A 19091-nucleotide genomic window follows, 5' to 3' on the forward strand; every position below is an offset into this window, starting at 1 on the left:
CGCAACCGCTGACGCGCACACGGCGCGCGGGGTGGACGGCCGACCTCGGCCGTCCACCCCGCGTCGCATGCCGAACGAGCTCACAGCACCAGCGGCCGGTCCGACGGGCGGATGGGCGCAGGCATGGCGGCAGACCCGGTCAGCTTGCGGTCGACGGCGGCGGCGACCGCGCGGCCCTCGGCGATCGCCCAGACGACGAGCGACTGACCCCGGCCGGCGTCGCCCGCCACGAACACCCCGTCCGTTCCTGCGGTGAAGTCGTCAGCGCGGGCGAAGCTGCCGTCCGCGGCCAGCCGCAGGCCGAGCTGCTGCACCAGACCGCTGTCCGGCTCAGGCCCGGAGAATCCCAGGGCCAGCAGGGCCAGGTCCGCCGGCAGCATCCGCTCGGTGGCCCGCTCGGACTGCCACTCCTCCGGCTCCACCTCCAGGTGCAGCGCTCGCACGTGGCCGCTCGGGTCGCCCTCGAAGCGCAGCGTGGACGCCGAGAAGACCCGTACGTCTCCGTCCGCCCGCTCCCCGGCCTCCTGGTGGGCGCTGGAGGTCCGGAGGACCTTCGGGTACACCGGCCACGGTTCGTCGGCGGGCCGCTCCCGGCCGGGTGACGGGTGGATGTCCAACTGCACGACGGAGGCCGCGCCCTGGCGCAGCACGGTACCGAGGCAGTCCGCGCCGGTGTCGCCGCCGCCGACGATGGCCACGTGCCTGCCCTCGGCGCTGATGGGCGGCGGACCCGCGAAGTCGCCCGCGCAGGCGCGGTTGGCGAGCGGGAGGTACTCCATCGCCTGGTGGACACCGGCCAGCTCCCGACCGGGAACCGGCAGGTCCCGCCAGGCGGTGGCGCCGACGGCGACCACCACCGCGTCGCAGCGTTCGGCCAGTTCGGCGGCGTCCAGATCGCTACCGACGGCGACCCGGGTACGGAACCGGGTACCCTCCGCGCGCATCTGCTCCAGCCGCCGGTCCAGCCGCCGCTTCTCCAACCTGAACTCGGGAATGCCGTACCGCAGCAGCCCGCCGACCCGGTCGTCCCGCTCGTAGACGACGACCGTGTGCCCGGCCCGGGTGAGCTGCTGGGCGCAGGCCAGACCCGAGGGACCGGAGCCGATGACGGCGACGATCTTGCCGGACATCCGCTCCGGGGGCAGGGGCCTGACCCAGCCCTCCTCCCAGGCCCGGTCGGCGATGGAGACCTCGACGTTCTTGATCGTGACCGCGGGCTGGTTGATGGCCAGCACGCAGGCGCTCTCGCACGGCGCCGGGCACAACCGTCCGGTGAACTCCGGGAAGTTGTTGGTCGCGTGCAACCACTCGCCGGCGCTCGCCCAGTTGTTCCTGGAGACCAGGTCGTTCCAGTCGGGGATCAGATTGCCCAGCGGGCAGCCGTGATGGCAGAAGGGGATGCCGCAGGACATGCAGCGCCCCGCCTGCTTGTCGATGATCGGCAGGAGGCTCTGCCCGTCGTAGACCTCGTTCCAGTCCCGGACGCGTTCCTGGACCGGGCGCCGGACGGATTCCTGGCGGGGAGTGGTGAGAAATCCCTTGATGTCGGCCATGGCGAGCTCCAACGTCGGCGGCCCTCGGCAGAGGCCGCCGCCTGTTCTCGCCACGATACGTCTCCACCGACAGCGTGGCGCGATGTCGTCGCCCGGGATGCAGGTCGGTCTTGCCGGTCGGTCTTCAACGCAGGCACGCCGGACGCAGGCGCGCCATTCGGGCCGGCGCGGCCTACAGTCGCAGTGTGGGGGGCCGCATCGCCGCCATGGGAGCATCCGATGACCTCAACTCACCCTTCCAGCCACGTCGACGTCCTCCTCACCGGCTGCGACGCCCAGGACGCGGACGCCGTGTTCCACGCCCTTGAGGCCGTCTTCCCGCACGTGGAGCCGACCGCCCGGATGTCGGCCGGCCCGTCCAGCGGCAGGTCGAGCCACCCGACCGTGTGGTCCATGAGCGTCGACATGCACACCCACCACACCGGAGCGGGACCCGCCGCCCTGAGCGGCGCTGTGGACGCCGGTGTGAGCGGATGCCCGCACGACGTCCACGAGGTCCAGGACGCCCTCGCTGAGGCGTTCGCTGTGGAGTCGCGCGGCGCGGTCTCCGGTGACCAGGAACTGGAGGTCCGGCTGCGCCTGACGACGCTCGCCCATGCCTGAACTCAGCGCTCCTGCGCGCTCTTGGGCAGCGGCTGCTCGGCCCAGATGATCTTGCGGGTGGGCGTGTACCGGGTACCCCAGTGCTCGGCGAACTGGGCGACGAGGAACAGTCCGCGTCCGCCCTCGTCCATCGTGGCCGCGTAGCGCAGATGCGGGGAGGTGTTGCTGGTGTCCGAGACCTCGCAGATCAGGCTGCGGTCCCGGAGCAGGCGGACGTGGATGGGTCCGGTGGCGTAGCGGATGGCGTTGGTGACCAGCTCGCTGAGGATCAGCTCGGTGGTGAACACCAGGTCGTCCAGCCCCCACTCCTCGAGGTGCCGGCTGGCCGCGGCCCGCACACCGGCGACGGCGGACGGGTCCAAGGGCACGTCCCACTCGGCGATCCAGTCCTGCGGCAGCGCGCGGGTGCGGGCGACGAGAAGGGCGATGTCGTCCTTCGGGTAGGCGGGCAGCAGCGCGTCGAGCACCGCATCGCAGGTCTCCTCCGGGGGCCGGCCGGCCTTGGCCAGGGCCTCGCGCAGGAGGTCGAGTCCGAGGTCGATGTCGCGGCTGCGGTCCTCGACGAGTCCGTCGGTGTACAGGACCAGCTGGCTGCCCTCGGGCAGTTGCACTTGTACCGTCTCAAAGGGCAGGCCCCCCAGGCCCAGCGGCGGGCCGGCCGGCAGGTCGAGGTACTCCACTGTGCCGTCGGGATGGACCAGCGCGGGCGGGAGATGGCCGGCCCGGGCCAGTTCGCAGCAGCGCGAGACCGGGTCGTAGATCGCGTACAGGCAGGTCGCCCCGGCGATCGAGGCGTCGCCGCTCGCGCCGGCCTCGTCCTTGTCGATCCGGCTGACCAGCTCGTCGAGGTGCGCGAGAAGGTCGTCGGGGGGCAGGTCCAGCATGGAGAAGTTGTGCACGGCGGTCCGCAGCCGGCCCATCGTGGCAGCGGCGTGCATGCCGTGCCCGACGATGTCCCCGACGACCAGCGCGACCCGGGCGCCTGGCAGCGGAATCACGTCGAACCAGTCGCCGCCCACCCCCGCCTGCGCGGGCAGGTAGCGGTAGGCGACGTCGAGGGCGTCCTGTTCGGGCAGCCCGCGAGGAAGCAGGCTCTGCTGCAGGGTCACGGCCATGGCGTGGTTGCCGGTGATGGCCGAGATGATCTGCTCCTGGGTGGCGTACTTCGTGTCGAACACGCCGGTGATGCGGCCGAGCCGCAGCACCGCCACCCGGTCCGCGACCGCGCGCACGCTCTCCAGGTCGTGGCTGACCAGGAGCACGCCGAGGCGCTGGTCACGGAGGCGCTCGACCAGCTTGAGGATCAGGGCGGTCTGCCCGACGCCGAGGGCGGCGGTGGGCTCGTCCAGGACCACGATCCTGGGCTTGCCGATCAGCGCGCGGGCGATGGCGACGGTCTGGCGCTGGCCTCCGGAGAGCGAGCCGACCGGGACGCGCACGCTGGGGATCCGGGTCGAGAGGTCGGTCAGCAGCCTGCGACAGCGCTTCTCCATCTCGACCTGGTCGAGGAAGATGCCGAATTTGTGGAGCTCTCGGCCGAGGTAGAGATTGCTCACGGTGTCGAGGTTGTCGCAGAGCGACAGGTCCTGGTGGACGGTGGCGATGCCCAGGTCCTGGGCATCGCCAGGAGTGCTGAGGTCGACCGCCCGGCCCTCCCACTCGATCACCCCGCTGTCCGGCGGGGACACCCCGGCGATGGCCTTGACCAGGGTGGACTTCCCGGCACCGTTGTCCCCGACCAGAGCGACGACCTCTCCCTCGTTGATCTCGAGGTCGACGGCGCTCAAGGCCTGTACATTGCCGAACCGGGTGGAGACCCCACGCAGGGCGACCAGGGGAATACGTGCCACGGAAACCAACACCTTCCCTAGCGCGGTTCAACGGGGGACGGAACGGACCAGAAGGAGCGCGATGTCGTCGGTACGATGCTCGGCCTGCTTGATCTGGCCGATGAGCATATCGGCCAAGTGGTCCAGCGGTTCCCCGCCGTGGAGGGCGAGTTTGGCGCACAGGTCGGCCAATGCTTGGTCGAGGTCGACGCCGGGCGCCTCGATGAGGCCGTCGGTGTACAGCGCCAGAGTGGCGCCGATCGGCAGGTCGATACGGGTCAGCGGGTACTCGGCGGTGGGGTCGACGTTCAGCATCATGCCGCTGCGCGGCTCCAGCAGACTCGCCCGGCCGTCGGGGCTCCGCAGCAGCGGCGCAGGGTGCCCGGCATCGGCCAGCCACGCCTCCCGCCTGGTGAGGTCGACCCGCAGGTAGGCGCAGCTCGCCAGCAGGGTGGTGTCCAGGTCGGCCAGCAGGCGGTTGGTTCGGGCGAGCACGGTGCTGGGGTTGGCGTCGGCCGTCGCGAAGGCGCGTACGGCGGTGCGGATCTGGCCCATCAGGGCGGCGGCGTTGACGTTGTGGCCCTGGACGTCGCCGATGACGACGGCCACGGCGTCGCCGTCGACGCGGATGAGGTCGTAGAAGTCGCCGCCGATGTCCAGGCCCTCCGTGCCCGGCAGGTAGCGGGCGGTGGCCTCAAGTCCCGGGACTTTGGGCAGAGCCTGGGGCAGCAGGCTGTCCTGCAGACCGTGGGCGAGGCCGAGCTTGGTGTCGTACAGGCGGGCCCGGTCGAGGGCCTGGGCGACCAGGCCGCCGAGCGAGGTGAGGACGGTGCGTTCCTCCGTTCCGAACCGGTGCGGCGCGGCGAACGCCAGCACGCAGGTGCCGATCAGCCGGCCCGAGGTCACCAGCGGCAGGTAGGCCCAGGCGGACATCCCGTCCTGGGTCTCGCGGCGGCCGGGATAGAGCCGCTCCAGCTCGGCACGCGACTCGAAGAAAGCCGGCACCGGGCTGGTCGACGCTTGGACGCCCGGTGTGGGCTCGGTCAGCGGAGTTCCGTCGAACTTGTCGATCAGGCCGGGCGGGTAGCCGCGGTGGCCGACCTTGCGGAGCCGGCCGCCTTCGACCAGCAGTACCGCGACGGCCTGGCCGCCGAAGGCCGGTACGATCTGGTCGGCGATCATGCCCACCACGTCCTGCACGCTCACGGCCTCGGTCAGCGCGCTGGCGAGGTGGAGGATGTGGTACAGCGCTCCGGGCCGCGTGTGCACGACCGTGTCGGGGGGTGAGTCGGCGGCGGGCAGGTCGTGCTGGGAGGCCTCGGCGTCGCTGATCCGTACCGTGACCCCCGAGGGGTCCGGGTAGAGCTGGAAGTACAGCCAGCGGTCCGGCGGCCTTACTGCCACGAACGATGTGGACTGCCCGCTGATCACGGCAGCCCGGTAGTGGTACTCGTACACGGGATCGACGAGCCAGGGCAGCGCTGACCACGGCCGCTCGCCGAGCAGCTGTTCGACCGGTTCCCCGAGCAGCTCGGCCGCGGTCGGCGTGACGCAGGTCAGTCTGCCGTCCAGGTCGATGCCGCACATGCCCTCCGGCAGCCGCGCCACCGTCGCTGTGAGCGGGTCGGCGGCGGCGTACTCGGCGGTGATCGCCACCGAGCGCGGGCCGGGCCGGAGCGGTTTTCCCGTCCGCGCCGCCCGCTCCACCAGCTCGGCCAGATCCGCCGCGAGCAGGGCGAGCCCGTGTCGCTCGGCAGACGACAGCTCCGGCGGATGCGAGGCGGGCCAGAGAACGAAGACGGTCCCGAGCGTCACCCCGTGCGCGACGATCGGAGCCGCGGCGAGGCAGAACGCGTACGGCATGGCCACGGCCACCCGCGGATACCGGCGCGCCATCTCCTCCGCACCGCCCACCCACACCACGTGGCCGCCGCGCACCGCGTCGGCCACCGGAATCGGTGCCGCCAGGCCCACCCGCTGCCATGGTCGGGTGAACCCGCGCGCGGCCCCGAGCGTCAGCGCCAGTTCCAGCAGATGGCCGTCCTCGGACAGGAGGTAGAGCCCGCCGAGATGCGCGTCCAGCCGGTCGGGTATCGATCGCAGGACCTCCGCCAGCGGCTCGAGGTCGTCCTTGGCGGGCGGCTCGGCGCCCCCACGTCCGGGCCGCGAGGATGCGGGCCGTGACGCGCCCACCGCAACCACCTCATTCGAGCCGACGGGGTGCACCTGCAATGTCCACTTCCCATACTGGCCCGTCGGGGCACCACCTGTCCCGGTAGAGGCCGGAATGCCCGGCCGCGGGCCGGCCCGGTTCCACCGGCGCCGAACCACTGCTCGGTGCCGGTCAGCGCGCGGACGCCGTTCTCGGTGACCGTGGGAGTTCCGGTGGCACGATTCGACCAACTGGGCGAGCGACTCCCGGGGGAGCCCACAGCGCCGGAGAGCACGGTGGCGCCCGCGAGCCATTCCGGCTCGCGGGCGCCGCATCGGAGGGGGTCGGTGCCTGCGTGCGTCAGACGTGCAGCAGTCGCAGGTCGATCGCGTCGGCCATCACCTTCATGCCGATGTCGTCGGGGTGGAGGTGATCGCCCGAGTCGAAGAACGGGTTGAGAGCGGCTGGGTTCGCTGGGTTGCGCATGGCCTGGTCGAAGTCGATGACGCCGTCGAAGGCGCCGCCGGTGCGGATCCACTGGTTGACGCTCTGACGGATGGTCTCGGCTGCGGGCGTGTAGTACCCGTTGCCCTGGTCGGGCATCAGGGTGGCACCGATGACCCTGACGTGGGCCGCATGTGCCTCGTTGATCAGGGCGCGGTATCCGTTTTCGAGGTCCCCGGCCGTCAGCGGCGCGCCGTTGGGACCGGCGTTGTTGCCGATGTCGTTGATGCCCTCGAAGAGGATCACGTCCTTGACTCCTGGCTGGCCGAGGGCGTCGTGGCCGAAGCGCTTGAGGGCGCTGACGCCCTGCCAGAGATTGGGGACGTCGGTGAGCACCCGGTTGCCGCCGATCCCGGCGTCCACGACGCTGAGCTTCTGCGGGGTGCCTCCGGTGCCCAGCCGCCGGGCGAGGAAGTCGGGCCAGCGGGTGTAGGTGCCGGTGGACGAGTGGTAGCCGTCCGTGATGGAGTCCCCGAAGGCGACCACCGTTCCCTTCGCGGTCGGCGAGACCACGTCCAGCCCGGCCAGGTAGTACCAGGAGGTCGTGGTGGAGCCGAACGCGTCCACGAGGTCGTCGGCGGCATGGTTGCCTGGGGCTGTGTAGGTGGTGTCGAACGCGTCCGAGTGCCAGGTGGAGGCGCCCGTGCTGCCCGGCACGTAGAGGCTGACGAGCACGTTCTCCCCGGCGCTGAGCGAGATCGGGATGACGTCGCTGATCGCCTGCTCACCCGCGGGGATGGTGACCTGGCCGGAGTGACCGAACGTCACGTTCACCGTGGTCCCGCGCACGGCGTTTCCCCCGCTTGCCTGGACCGCGATGTCCACGGCGCTGACGTTGAGCGGGGTGCTGCTGTACCGGTTGGAGAGGGTGATGCGTGCGCCGGAGCCGGCGACACTGCTGTGGGCCACCATCCGGATGGTCTGGTCGTTGAAGGCCGGGCCGGCGGTGGTCATGCTGGGCGACCAGCTGCTGACCCAGGTCCCCGTGTGCTGTACCGAAGCCGCGGCGCTGCCCGCCGCATGCGCGGCGCCGAGTGGCACGAAGGACAGGGCCATGCCCGCCAACGCGGCGGCCACGGACACCAGTGCTCGGCGACGCGGTAGGCAGTCCACCCGCGGACGTCGAATATTTTGGAACATCGTTGTTCTCTCCACTCTTCTCGACTCGTCCGGCGCTTCTCAGAGGTTCCGCAGCGTGACGGACTGACCGGGCCTGACGCTGATCTGTCGCGAACTCCCGTTGGCGAGCAGGGTGGTGGCTCCGCCGCCGACGCTCCTCAGCGTGGCCTGGGTGACCTTGCCGTTCTTCCAGCTGAGGTCGGCGACGAAGCCGCCGCGCACGCCCACGCCGGATACCGAGCCGGAGGCCGCCCAGGCGGCCGGCAGCGCCGGCAGCAGCTCGACGTGTCCCGGCCGCGAGTAGACCAGCATCTCGACGACCGCCGAGGGGGTACCGAAGTTGGCCTCGATCTGGAAGATGCCGCGGCCCGGGTTGACCTCGTAGATGTCGAAGAGGTTCATCGCGCTGCCGTTGCTGCCGTTGACCGACGGCTTCAGGTTGGTGACGACGAGCTGGTACGCCTTCTCCGCGTTCTTCAGCCTCGCCCAGCACAGGCTGCGCCAGGCGTTGGCCCAGCCGAAGCTGTTCATGCCGCGCGCGGTGAGGAGGGCGGTCGCACCGGCGAGGATGTCCTTGGGCGTGGAGTCGTCCGGACGGATCCGGTCGCCGGGGAAGAGGCCGATGAGCGGGGAGAGGTGACGGTGGGTGGTTTCGCCGAGGTTGTCGGGCGACATCCACTCCTCCAGCCAGCCGGTCGTGGGGCTGACCACGGGCAGGTAGAGGCGCTCACGCAGACCGTCGATGGTCGCGCTGTAGGCGGTGTCCTTCCCGAGAGCCGTCGTCGTCGTGTGGTAGTGGCCGAACAGGTTCCACACCAACTCCTGGGCGTAGGTAATGCCCTTGGCATCCAGCGGGCCCTGCTCGGGCGACCAGTCGCTGTCGGCGATCAGGACCTCGCGGGACGCCCCGGACGCGTCCGTGACGGTGGTGGTGATGAGGCGCGCCTCCCAGAACTCCACGGCGCCCTTGATGAGGGGGTAGATCTTCTCGAGGTAGGCGCGGTCCTGGGTGTACTCGTAGTGCTCGAACAGGTTCAGGCAGAGCCAAGCGTTGCCTGCCGGGTGCCACCACCAGCCGCCTCCGCCATACGGGTTGGTGGAGATGGCCACGGTCCAGCCGGCGATCCTGCCGCTGGAGTTGCGGTACCTGTTGGTCGAGGCGTTGAAGAGCCGCTGGGTGACGTCCGTCCAGGAGGGCAGCTGCGCCAGGCAGTAGTCCGCGAAGGCGTCGAAACACTGGGACAGGCCCGCGCGGTCGGCCATCCAGTAGTTCATCTGGATGTTGATGTCGGTGTGGTAGTCGGCCATCCAGTCGGGGTTGTTGCCGTCCAGCCACAGCCCCTGCAGGTTCAGCGGCAGGCTGCCCCGCGAGCCCGAGACCATCAGGTAGCGGCCGAACTGCACATAGGCGGCCTCGAGTTCCGGGTCGGGGAGGTTGTCCCGCCACCGGGCCTGCACCCGTCCCCAGGTGTCCAGTGCCCGCTGCGCGGCGGACGACGTACCCAGGTCGATGGCGAACTGGCCGAACGCGGCGCGGAAGTCGGCGACATGGGTGTGCAGCAGGGTGGTCGCGGACTGGCCGGACGCGACGAGGACCTTCGTCCGGGCGAGGTGCTCGGGGTCGACGGTCGGGTCGCGGAACTGCGCGGCGGCGTTGGGCGCGTAGTTGGTGCCGCCGCTGACGACGACGGTGAGGTCCGTGCAGCCGCTGAAGGAGATCGACGTGCCGGCGGCGCCGACCTTGCCGCTGCTGCTGTACGCGGTGACGGCGGCGCCGTACTTCAGACCGTTGGCGAAGGCAGCCCCGAACGACACAGTGGGACCGGCGCTGTTGGCGGTGGACTCACCGTGGGTGCCGGCGAGCGAGACGGTGCCGGTGTAGGCTCCGCCGCCGCGCTGGGAGAAGTGCAGGACGATGACGTCGTCGGGGCGGCTGGCGAAGATCTGCCGCTCGTAAGTGACTCCGGAGACCTCGTACGAGGCGCTGACCAGGCCCTGGGCCAGGTCCAGGGTACGGCGGTAGTTGTCGACGGAACTCAGGTCGTGGCCGGGGATGTCGACGGTGAGTTGGGCGAGCAGGGTGTAGGACCCGAAGTCGTCCCGGCCGTAGGGGAACTGACCGTCGCTCTGCAAGGTGTCGTTGAGACCACCGGTCCACAGGGTGTCGTCGGTGATCGTCAGGAACTCGCTGGCGGGGTCATTGCTCGCGAGCGCTCCCAGGCGCCCGTTCCCGACCGGCAGGCCCTGCTGGATCATCGAGTTGGGAGAACCGGGGGCCTGCCACCACAGCTGGTTCTTCGCGGCGTCGGCCGCCGACAGCAGGGGAGACCCGGTGGGGCGGAGGGGGGCCGCCGACGCTGTGAAGGCCGACATGGTGCCCATGGTGGTGGCCACGCCGGCAGCGGCGGCGAGAGTGAGGAAGTTCCTACGGCTGGGGCGGTTGTTGCCTGATTCGGTGTGCTGGATGTCCACGGCTCTGCACTCCACAGATTCAGGGCCTGTCAGACAAGCCCTAGCGAACGGCAAGGGTGGGAACGCCGGTTGCGCGCGGGGCCCGGGTGGTGTCGCCGGGCCCCGCGGCGCACGTCAGACGGAGAGCGGTACGTCGATCTTGTCGATGTCGGGTGCGTATCCGCTGCCGCTGTCGAAGGTGATGGTGTTGGAGCCCGCCTTCAGGGCCAACTGGATGCTGACGGTGTCGACCGTGTTCCAGTCGCCGGTGGACGGGAACGGCAGGCTGGTGCCGTTACCGCTGTTGGAGTAGACCGTCACCGGGCGGGGGTCGCCGCTGATGTAGGCGACCTTGACGGTGTAGATCCCGTCCTTCTTCACCGTGATGTCGTTGAACTGCAGCTTGCCGCCGAGGTAGAGGTTGCCGACCTTCAGATTGTCCGAGCAGGCGGCGCAGCCGACGATGGAGGCGCCGCCACTCAGCGTGTTACTCAGGGACTCGGCCTCGTAGCTCGTGGTGGCCAGCTGGCTTCCACCGGGCTTGATGGTGAACAGCCGCGAACCGTGCGCGGGCAGAGCCTCGGTGATCTTGTCCTGGTAGGACCCGAGGTCCCGCTTGTTCCACAGGTCGCGCACGGAGGCACTGCCCTTGAAGCCGAAGGACGCCCAGTCGGCGGTCACCGAGGCCGGCGAGTCGGCAAGGTTGAACAGGGCTACGGTGTAGCTGCCGTCAGCCTTCCTGGTTCCCCAGACCTGCTGGTCGCCGACCGGGGTGACCGGGCGCGCCACCGGCGAGTTGTTCTGGTCGACGGCGATGACTTCCTGGTTGGTCAGCAGGGAGACGCCGTAGCTGTCCAGCTTGGTGAGGTCGTCACCGGTGAAGAGCGGCGACTTGTTGATGGCCCACAGGGTCATGTAGCTCTGACGCTCGGCGTTGCTGAGCCCGTCCATCTGCCCGTTGCCGACATCGAGCGAGTCGAGGTCGTTCCAACCACCCGGGCCTGCCTTGTTGCTCCACGCGGGCGCGTCGTTCCAGCGCCCCTTCACCGAGTTGTTCCAGGTGACCAGCGTGCTGCAGTAGCACTCGACGTCGGTCTCGATGCGCCAGCCGTTGGAGTACTCCTGCCAGTCGGCGGCGTGCGCGATGTCGAGCGACCACGACAGCTCGAAGTGGATGGGGCGCCCGGTGGCGGCGATGGCCTGGTGCCAAGCGGCCACGTCGGGGACGTTGTTGTAGTTGTCACCGGACTTGAACGAGCCCGGGCCCACGCCGTCCAGCTTGAGGAAGTCGTAGCCCCAGCCGGCGAGCATCTGCGCCTGCGAGTCGATGTACTTCTGCGCGCAGGGGTTGCCGAAGTTCACCTTGTAGGAGCTGTCCCAGCCGTTGGTGGTGCGCAGGTCCGGGTAGACGATGTCGGCAGTGGTGCAGCCGGGGGCGTTCCAGATCGGCACCTTGCCGCCGCCGTAGGCCTCCTTCTCCAGGCCGACGGGCAGGTAGATGCCGGCCTTGAGACCCTTGGAGTGGATGTAGTCGGCGACCGACTTCATCCCGTCGGGGAAGCGGGTCGGGTCGGCCGCCTGCCTGCCGTACTGGTCGTACCCCGGCTTCCAGGAGTTGTCGCGCCACCAACCGGCATCGATGTTGACGTAGTTGTAGCCGTACTGCTTCAGCTTGGAGGCGAGGGCATCCGTCTGCTTCACTACCTGCGCCTCGGTGAGGTAGCTGTAGCTGCCGTTCGGGTTGAGGCCCGGGTACGAGGAGGACTGCATGCTCCAGCTGGACCAGCCCATGTAGGGCGTGGCGGCGATGGCCGAGGTGGCGTTCGCCGGGGCGGCGGGAGCGGTGGAGGGGGCGGTTGTGGACGCGGTGGGGTCGGCGTTCGCCTGGGTGGAGCCGCTGACGGCGGTGGCGAAGCCGGCCGTGACGGCCAGGGCCAGCATGGCTCTTGCGGTGCGGCGCCAGGCGCCGGCCGGGATTCCGGACAGGGGGGAGTACGAGGATGACCGCATGGGTCGAACCTCCAGTGGTGGGGTCATGGGGATTAGGCAGGGGAACCGGGCAGGGCACGTGCGTTCCGGACGCCGACGGTCGGTCGCCGGGGGCGACCGTCGGAGGCGTTCAGGTCGGCGGCTCAGCCCTTGCCCGGGCCGATGGTGGGGCCGATGGTGGGGCCGCTGATGAACTGGCGCTGGAGCGCGGAGTAGTTCGGCAACGCGGGGACCGCGGTCATGAGGGCGTCGGCCGCGATCAGGTCGGGGTTGGTCACGTACTGTGGCGTCGCCGCCGAGCGGCGGCCCCGATGCCGAACAGCCCTTGGAGCACCGTTCTGTACTGAGGATCTGAGAGGGTCTGACGGGTGCGGCTCTGCGGCGTCATTGCTACTCCTCGTACGTGTCTGATCCGATGAAGGACTGGATCGCGGTGGCCGCGGCCCCGCGCGCCCACTCCTCGAAAGGCAGTGGACGTGTCATCACGTCGCACTGCACGGCGGTGCCGAAGGCGGACGCGGCGAAAGCGTCGCGGATACCCTCGGCGAACAGGTCGTAGGCGGCGAGCCCCTCGCCCGAGATGATCACTCGCTGCGGACCGAAGAGGTTGACCACCGAACCGATGGCCTTCCCGATGGCCTGGCCGGCCCGCGCGTAGACCTCCCGTGCCCCGGGGTCGCCACTGCGGGCCAGGTCCAGCGCTTCGGCTACGGTGGCCACGGGCTTGCCGGTGACCTCGCGGACTCCCCGCAGGATGGCGGGATCCGCCGCGATGGCCTCGACGCATCCGTTGTTGCCGCAGTGGCAGCGCGGACCGAGCGGGTCGATGGACAGATGTCCGATCTCGCCGGCCACCCCGTACGCTCCGGACACCACCCGGCCGTGCACCACCAGGCCACAGCCGACGCCGGCGCCCACAGTCACCAGGGCGAAGTTGGAGAGTCCCACTCCAGCTCCAAACCACTGCTCGGCGACGGTGAGCGCCCGTACGTCGTTGTCGACCGTGACCGGCAGTCCGGTGGCGGTCCCGATGATCTCGGCCAGCGGCAGGTCCCGCCACTCCAGGAAGGGCGAGTAACGCACCACGCCGTCCGCGCGGTCGACATCACCCGAGACAGCGACTCCCAGACCCCGCACCGGCGCACCGAATCCGTCGGCCTCCGTGAGGAGTTCCTGCACCAGCGCGGTGATCGCGGGAAGCACTGCCTCCGGCTCGCGGTTCGTCAGTCCGAGGTGCCGGGCGACCCGGACGCGGCAGCACAGATCGGCCAGGACGGCGATGATCTCGTCGCCGGTGACCTTGACCCCGATGAAGAACGCCCTGCCCCCGTCCACCCGCACGGGATTGGCCGGACGCCCGAGAGCAGACCGCGCACCCTCGTTCGGGTCTTCGACCACGTAGCCGAGCTCCATCAGCGGGCGCACGGCTTTGGTCACCGCGGCCGCGGACAGCCTGGTCCGCCGCGCTATCTCGGCCCGGGTGAGAGGGCCGTGGGAGAGCACGGTCGTGAAGACCAGGGAAGCGGCCGGCGTCGTCGCCAGGACCGCCTCGTGAGCAGAGGCCGAGGGCATGGCCGGAAACCTAGGGTCGTTCTTTTCCGCTGTCAATGAAAGAAGCATGATCCTTTTGAAGATCCTGAGAAAACGACGCTGGATCTGCAAAGCCAAGACAAGATCGGGCTATTGACAGCCAATCAAAGGCGCGCTTGGCTGCTCCTTGCTCCTGTGGCGCTAGCGGAACGCGAGGCAGCACCCGCGTCCAGGCACCGGACCTGTGGAAAGGACTCAGTTGATGCCCACCATCCCCGCGCGGATCGTCTCCCTGCGCGCGGCCGGCGCCGCCCTCGTCGTGGAACTCACCGAGCCGGTGCCCCGGGTCCTCCACTGGGGCGCGGACCTCGGCGCTCTCTCGGACGCGGACCACGCCGCGCTGAGTCTGACCGCCGAGGCGGCCGTGCTGCACAACTCCCTCGACACGCCGCGCCGGTTCACCATCTGGCCGACCGAGGCGGACGGTTGGTCCGGAACCCCCGCCCAGCAGGGGCACCGGGCGGGCACCGCGACCACCCCGCGGCTCGCCACCACAGGCGTCGACCACCGCGAACTGTCCGAGGGCGGCGGGGAACTGGTCGTCGAGCTCCGCGACAGCGTCGCGGAGCTCGATATCGCCATGACCTTTCGCCTGGAACCGTCGGGCGTGTTGGGCGTGCAGACCCAGGTCACCAGTCGGCCCGGCACGACTGGCGCGGCGCCGTACGATCTCGCGGGCCTCCAGACACTGCTGCCGTTGCCCGAACGGGCCGCCGAGGTGCTGGACTTCACCGGGAAGTGGAGCCGCGAACGGTCGCCGCAGCGCCGGCCGTTGGGCTTCGGCACGTACAGCCGGGAGGTTCGGCGGGGCAAGCCGGGGGTGGACTCGCCGTATCTGCTCGCGGTCGGTGTGCCGGGATTCGGCTTCCGGGACGGCGAGTTGTGGGGGCTGCACGTCGGCTGGAGCGGTGACCAGCGGTATGCAGTGGAGCGCCTGCCGGAGGGCGCCGGAACGCACGCCGCCGTTCTGGGCGGCGGCGAGTTGCTGCGGGCCGGTGAGGTTCGGCTCGGCCCGGGGGAGTCGTATCGCACGCCGGTCTGCTACTTCGCCTGGTCCCGGCACGGCCTGGACGGACTTGCCGACCGTTTCCACACCCTGCTGCGGTCTCGTCCGTCCCACCCGGCCGGTCCGTGCCCGCTGATCCTCAACAGCTGGGAGGCCGTCTACTTCGACCACGGCTTCGACCGTCTGCGACAGCTCGCCGACCGGGCCGCCGACGTCGGCGTGGAGCGCTTCGTCCTGGACGACGGCTGGTTCGTCGGGCGCCGCGACGACACCGCCGGACTGGGCGACTGGACGGTGGACGAAAAGGTGTGGCCCGACGGCCTGTCCCCTCTGGTCGACCATGTGCGGTCGCTCGGCATGGAGTTCGGGCTGTGGGTCGAGCCGGAGATGGTCAATCCCGACTCCGAGCTGGCCCGCAGCCACCCCGAGTGGATCCTCGGCCCGTCGCAGGGGCTCGGCCCGAGCGCCCGCCACCAGTACGTGCTGGACCTGGGGAACGAGGACGCCTGGCAGCACCTGCTGGCCCGCCTCGACGCCCTGGTCGGGCAGTACGCGATCGACTTCCTGAAGTGGGACCACAACCGTGAGCTGCATGAAGCGGTGCAGCGCGGGCCGGGCGGCGTGGACCGGCCGGGCGGACACGCCCAGGTGGTCGCGGTGTACCGGCTGATCGACACCTTGAAGGAACGACACCCGGGACTGGAGATCGAATCCTGCGCCAGCGGCGGCGGCCGGATCGACCTCGGAATCCTGTCGCGGACCGACCGGGTCTGGCCCTCCGACTGCAACGACGCCCTGGAGCGCCAGTCGATCCAGCGCTGGACCGGCCAGCTGCTGCCCCCCGAACTCGTCGGCACGCACGTCGGACCCTCGCCCAGCCACACCACAGGCCGCCCCGGGTCCGACAGCTTCCGCCTCACCACCGCCCTGTTCGGACACGCGGGCATCGAACAGGACCTCACCCGCTGCACGCCGGAGGAACTCGCGCGCCTGACCGCGTGGGCCGCGCTCTACCGGGAGTTCCGCCCGCTGCTGCACACCGGGCGGGTGGTCCGGGCGGACCTGGACGGCGAGGCGACACTGCTGCACGGCGTGGTCGCCCAGGACGGGGCGGCCGCCCTGTTCTGCTGGACCCGCCTGACCACCTCTGCCGAGGGCCAGTCGGGCCGGATACGCCTACCGGGCCTCGCCCCGGACGCCGCGTACCGGGTCCGGGTCCGTACCGAACTGGGCCTGCCTTCGTTCCACCAGACGACCGGTCCTGCGTGGACCTGTCGCGCCCTGGACGGCTGGGTCGATCTGCCGGGCGCGGTCCTCACCCTGGCGGGGCTGCCGATGCCGACGCTCGACCCGGAGCAGGCCATGCTCATCGAGGTGCGGCGGCTGCCCCCGGCGGCTCAGAGTCCGTTGGTCCAGGCGTAGCTGGTGGGCACCGAGACCGTGGCGTTCTCGGAGGCGGTCCCGTAGACCAGCGCTATCTCGTCGTGGGCACCGAGGACGATCGAGGCGGGGTCGCCGGTGACCTTCTTGCCGTCGACGTACGCGGTGAGGGTGTGGGTCGCGTCGGTCTTGGCGTCGCCGAGCTGGGTGCCGCTCAGCGTGACCTGCCATTCCTTCATGAACTGGCCGAGCGAGTAGCTCTTGACCGTGGGCGACTCGATGTGGACCACGCCCGTGGTGTCGTGGGTGTGCAGGGGGGAGAGCTGGTTCGCGGACTCGTCGATGCCGACCAGAGCGGGGACGGTGACCTGCTTGCCGTCGACGTAGACGTCGAGGTGGGCGTGGATGTGCTCGGCGGTGCCCTCGGCGGCGAGCATCGGCAGGCCCGCGGCCTTGACCGCGCCGGCGGCGTCGGCGGGGGCGCTCCACCGGGCGGTGCCGGAGGCCGACGTGGAGGAGTGGTTGCTGTTGACCGCGACCGTGACGATGCCGCCGACCACCGCGAGCGCGGCCACCGCGACACCGCTGCGGAGCAGCAGCTTGTTGCGGCGCTCGCGGGCACGCTCAGCTGCCTGCTGGGCGGCGATGCGCGCCTTGCGCTCGGCGGACTTGGGCTTGGCGGCCATGGCGGGGGCTCCTGAACAGAACTGGCTGAATCGGACACTTCGACCGTAAGCCAAGTAGTAGTTCAAAAGGGAATGTCTGTGACGTACGCCTCCCGCGCTTCTCCCGGCCTCGGGCCTTTCCGACCGGTCTTATGCCGGGTCGATCGGCGTGGTTCCCCGGAGCCGACGGCTGACCTCGCCGAGTCCCTGGGCGAGGTGGTCGCGCTGCTCGGCGGTGAGGACGTCGATCAGAGCCTCGCGGACGGCCTGGACGTGACCCGGTGCCGCCCGCCGCAGCACGTCCATGCCCTCGTCGGTCAGCTCGGCGAAGACCCCGCGGACGTCGCTGGGACAGGAGCGCCGGGTGACCAGGCCGGCCCGCTCGAGCTGGGTGATCTGGTAGGTCAGCCCGCTCTTGGAGGTGACCAGCCGGTCGGCCAGCTCGGTCATCCGCAGCGCGCGGCCCTCGGTGGCAGAGAGCTGGACCAGCACCTCGTACTGGGTGTGCGACAGTCCCGCCTCGTCCTTGAGCTGCTGTTCGAGCTTTCGGGTCACGAGGTTGCTGGCGGTCAGAAAGGCCGTCCAGGCAGCCTTCTCCTGGTCGTCCAGCCATCTGGGTTCAGCGGTCATGCTCGTAGCATAACGCCGTTGTTCAAATTTGAATCGTGGTGTAGCGTCGATCCCGTTCAGCTGGTTCAAATTCGAACCAAAGCGGATCGAACGGAGTACCAAGAAGATGTCGCAGAACCTCCCCGCCGCCACCGTGCGCACCCGCGTCCGAGTTCCGCTGCGCTTCGGCGACGGCTACTCCGTGGACGCCGAGCTGGTCACCTTCCACGGCCTGGTCGACGGCGCGGAGCACATCGCCGTCGTGCTCGGCGACCCCGCGGCGGCGTCGGCCCCGCTGGTGCGGCTGCACTCCGAGTGCCTGACCGGCGACGTCTTCGGATCGGCTCGCTGCGACTGCGGTCCGCAGCTGCGTGAGGCCGTCGAGCGCATCGCCGAGACCGGCGGATACCTGCTCTACCTGCGCCAGGAGGGCCGGGGAATCGGCCTCTACAACAAGCTGGACGCCTACGCGCTGCAGGACCAGGGCCTGGACACCTACCAGGCGAACGCCGCCCTGGGCCTTCCCGAGGACGGCCGGGACTACAGCGCAGCCGCACAGATGCTGGCCGCGCTCGGTGTGGACACACTGGACCTGCTGTCCAACAACCCGGACAAGGCCGACCAGCTCACCGCCCTCGGCATCGACGTCGCCGAACACGTCCCCACCGGGGCGCACGTCACCGACTCCAACCTGCGCTACCTGCGCGCCAAGGTCGAGCACACCAACCACACCATCCAGCTCGCCACGCTGGCCGGCTGATCCGGAAAGGAACCGACCCGATGACGACCGCGGCCCCGGAGCGCATGCCGGCCCTCTACCTGAGCCACGGCGCGCCGCCGCTCGCCGACGACCCGATCTGGCCCGGCCAGTTGGCCGCCTGGTCGGCCGACCTGCCCCGGCCCAAGGCCATCCTGGTGGTCTCGGCCCACTGGGAGGAGGCTCCGCTGGCCCTGGGCGCGACCACGACCACCCCGCTGGTCTACGACTTCTGGGGCTTCCCGCAGCACTACTACGAGGTCACCTACGCCGCCCCCGGCGCGCCCGCGCTGGCCGAGACCGTCCGCAAGCTGCTGCGCGCCCCTGGCACCCCGGTCCAGGACATCCCGGACCGCGGCCTGGACCACGGCGCCTACGTGCCGCTCGTGGAGATGTTCCCTGACGCGGACGTACCGGTGCTGCAGGTCTCCATGCCCACGCTGGACCCGCAGCGGCTGCTGGAGATCGGCCGCAGGCTCGCTCCGCTCCGCGACGAGGGCGTGCTGATCATCGGCAGCGGCTTCTTCACACACAACCTGCGGGCGCTGAACACGGACGGCACGGTGCACTCGATCATGTCCGAGTTCGACGACTGGGGCAGGCACGCCCTGGAGGCGCAGGACCTGGACGCGCTGCTGGACTTCGAGCGCAAGGCCCCGGCCGGACGGCTGGCCCACCCGCGTACCGAGCACTTCGCTCCGCTGTTCGTCACGCTCGGTGCGGCGCACGAGGAGCTGTCCTCGCAGCGCAGCGTGATCGACGGCTTCTGGATGGGCCTGGCCAAGCGCTCGATCCAGTTCGGCTGATCGGCAGGTCGCAAGTCCCTGCCACGTCGCCCTTCCCTGCCACGTCGCCTTTCCCTGCCACGTCGCCTTTCCATGTAC

Annotated in this window: 13 protein-coding genes and 2 pseudogenes; 4 read left to right on the forward strand and 11 right to left on the reverse strand. The window is 70.2% G+C overall.

What is annotated here, in order from left to right; genetic code table 11:
- Positions 1-80: 80 nt before the first annotated feature.
- Entirely contained in the window at positions 81-1553 is a 1473-nt protein-coding gene (locus tag ABIA33_RS10360) for a glutamate synthase subunit beta (RefSeq protein WP_370079805.1), read from the reverse strand.
- Positions 1554-1772: 219 nt separating this feature from the next.
- On the opposite strand from ABIA33_RS10360, the gene ABIA33_RS10365 reads away from it, so the two are divergent.
- Complete coding sequence (locus tag ABIA33_RS10365; protein ID WP_370079611.1) at positions 1773-2156, forward strand: hypothetical protein; 384 nt, start codon at positions 1773-1775, stop codon at positions 2154-2156.
- Between the two features lie 2 nt (positions 2157-2158).
- On the opposite strand, the pseudogene ABIA33_RS10370 reads toward ABIA33_RS10365, so the two are convergent.
- The 8 genes and pseudogenes from ABIA33_RS10370 to ABIA33_RS10405 all read right to left on the reverse strand — a co-directional run.
- Positions 2159-3286 (reverse strand): annotated as a pseudogene (locus ABIA33_RS10370) (SpoIIE family protein phosphatase); the annotation flags it as partial.
- Between the two features lie 213 nt (positions 3287-3499).
- Positions 3500-4018: pseudogene (locus ABIA33_RS10375) on the reverse strand (ATP-binding cassette domain-containing protein); the annotation flags it as partial.
- A gap of 15 nt (positions 4019-4033) precedes the next feature.
- Positions 4034-6178 carry a SpoIIE family protein phosphatase gene (locus ABIA33_RS10380; protein ID WP_370079613.1) on the reverse strand — a complete coding sequence of 715 codons (2145 nt, stop codon included), beginning with the start codon at positions 6176-6178 and terminating at the stop codon, positions 4034-4036.
- Between the two features lie 319 nt (positions 6179-6497).
- A complete protein-coding gene (locus ABIA33_RS10385; protein ID WP_370079615.1) occupies positions 6498-7781 on the reverse strand; it encodes an SGNH/GDSL hydrolase family protein in 1284 nt (427 codons plus the stop codon).
- A 39-nt stretch (positions 7782-7820) separates the two neighbouring features.
- A complete protein-coding gene (locus ABIA33_RS10390) occupies positions 7821-10232 on the reverse strand; it encodes a glycoside hydrolase N-terminal domain-containing protein (RefSeq protein ID WP_370079617.1) in 2412 nt (803 codons plus the stop codon).
- A gap of 114 nt (positions 10233-10346) precedes the next feature.
- Positions 10347-12221, reverse strand: coding sequence for a carbohydrate-binding protein (locus tag ABIA33_RS10395; RefSeq protein WP_370079619.1), 1875 nt, complete (start codon positions 12219-12221; stop codon positions 10347-10349).
- Positions 12222-12343: 122 nt separating this feature from the next.
- The gene (locus ABIA33_RS10400; protein ID WP_370079621.1) at positions 12344-12478 is read right to left on the reverse strand and encodes a hypothetical protein; all 135 of its coding nucleotides are present in this window, start codon (positions 12476-12478) and stop codon (positions 12344-12346) included.
- A gap of 112 nt (positions 12479-12590) precedes the next feature.
- Entirely contained in the window at positions 12591-13772 is a 1182-nt protein-coding gene (locus ABIA33_RS10405) for an ROK family protein (RefSeq protein ID WP_370079623.1), read from the reverse strand.
- Between the two features lie 220 nt (positions 13773-13992).
- On the opposite strand from ABIA33_RS10405, the gene ABIA33_RS10410 reads away from it, so the two are divergent.
- The gene (locus tag ABIA33_RS10410) at positions 13993-16218 is read left to right on the forward strand and encodes an alpha-galactosidase (protein ID WP_370079625.1); all 2226 of its coding nucleotides are present in this window, start codon (positions 13993-13995) and stop codon (positions 16216-16218) included.
- On the opposite strand, the gene ABIA33_RS10415 is transcribed toward ABIA33_RS10410, so the two are convergent.
- Positions 16194-16862 carry a hypothetical protein gene (locus ABIA33_RS10415; RefSeq protein ID WP_370079627.1) on the reverse strand — a complete coding sequence of 223 codons (669 nt, stop codon included), beginning with the start codon at positions 16860-16862 and terminating at the stop codon, positions 16194-16196. The two genes, ABIA33_RS10410 and ABIA33_RS10415, sit on opposite strands and share 25 nt — an antisense overlap.
- A gap of 129 nt (positions 16863-16991) precedes the next feature.
- Positions 16992-17471 (reverse strand): MarR family winged helix-turn-helix transcriptional regulator, encoded by a 480-nt coding sequence (locus ABIA33_RS10420; RefSeq protein WP_370079630.1) that lies wholly within the window; start codon positions 17469-17471, stop codon positions 16992-16994.
- Positions 17472-17577: 106 nt separating this feature from the next.
- Between ABIA33_RS10420 and ribA the strand changes: the two genes are divergently transcribed.
- Together ribA and ABIA33_RS10430 are read left to right on the forward strand one after the other, a co-directional pair.
- Positions 17578-18210: a GTP cyclohydrolase II gene (ribA, locus tag ABIA33_RS10425; RefSeq protein ID WP_370079632.1), complete on the forward strand. Its 633-nt coding sequence runs from the start codon at positions 17578-17580 to the stop codon at positions 18208-18210.
- Positions 18211-18230: 20 nt separating this feature from the next.
- Positions 18231-19013, forward strand: coding sequence for a dioxygenase (locus ABIA33_RS10430; RefSeq protein WP_370079634.1), 783 nt, complete (start codon positions 18231-18233; stop codon positions 19011-19013).
- The last annotated feature ends 78 nt before the right edge of the window (positions 19014-19091 follow it).

The sequence above is a fragment of the Streptacidiphilus sp. MAP12-16 genome (assembly GCF_041262165.1).
Taxonomy (GTDB): domain Bacteria; phylum Actinomycetota; class Actinomycetes; order Streptomycetales; family Streptomycetaceae; genus Streptacidiphilus.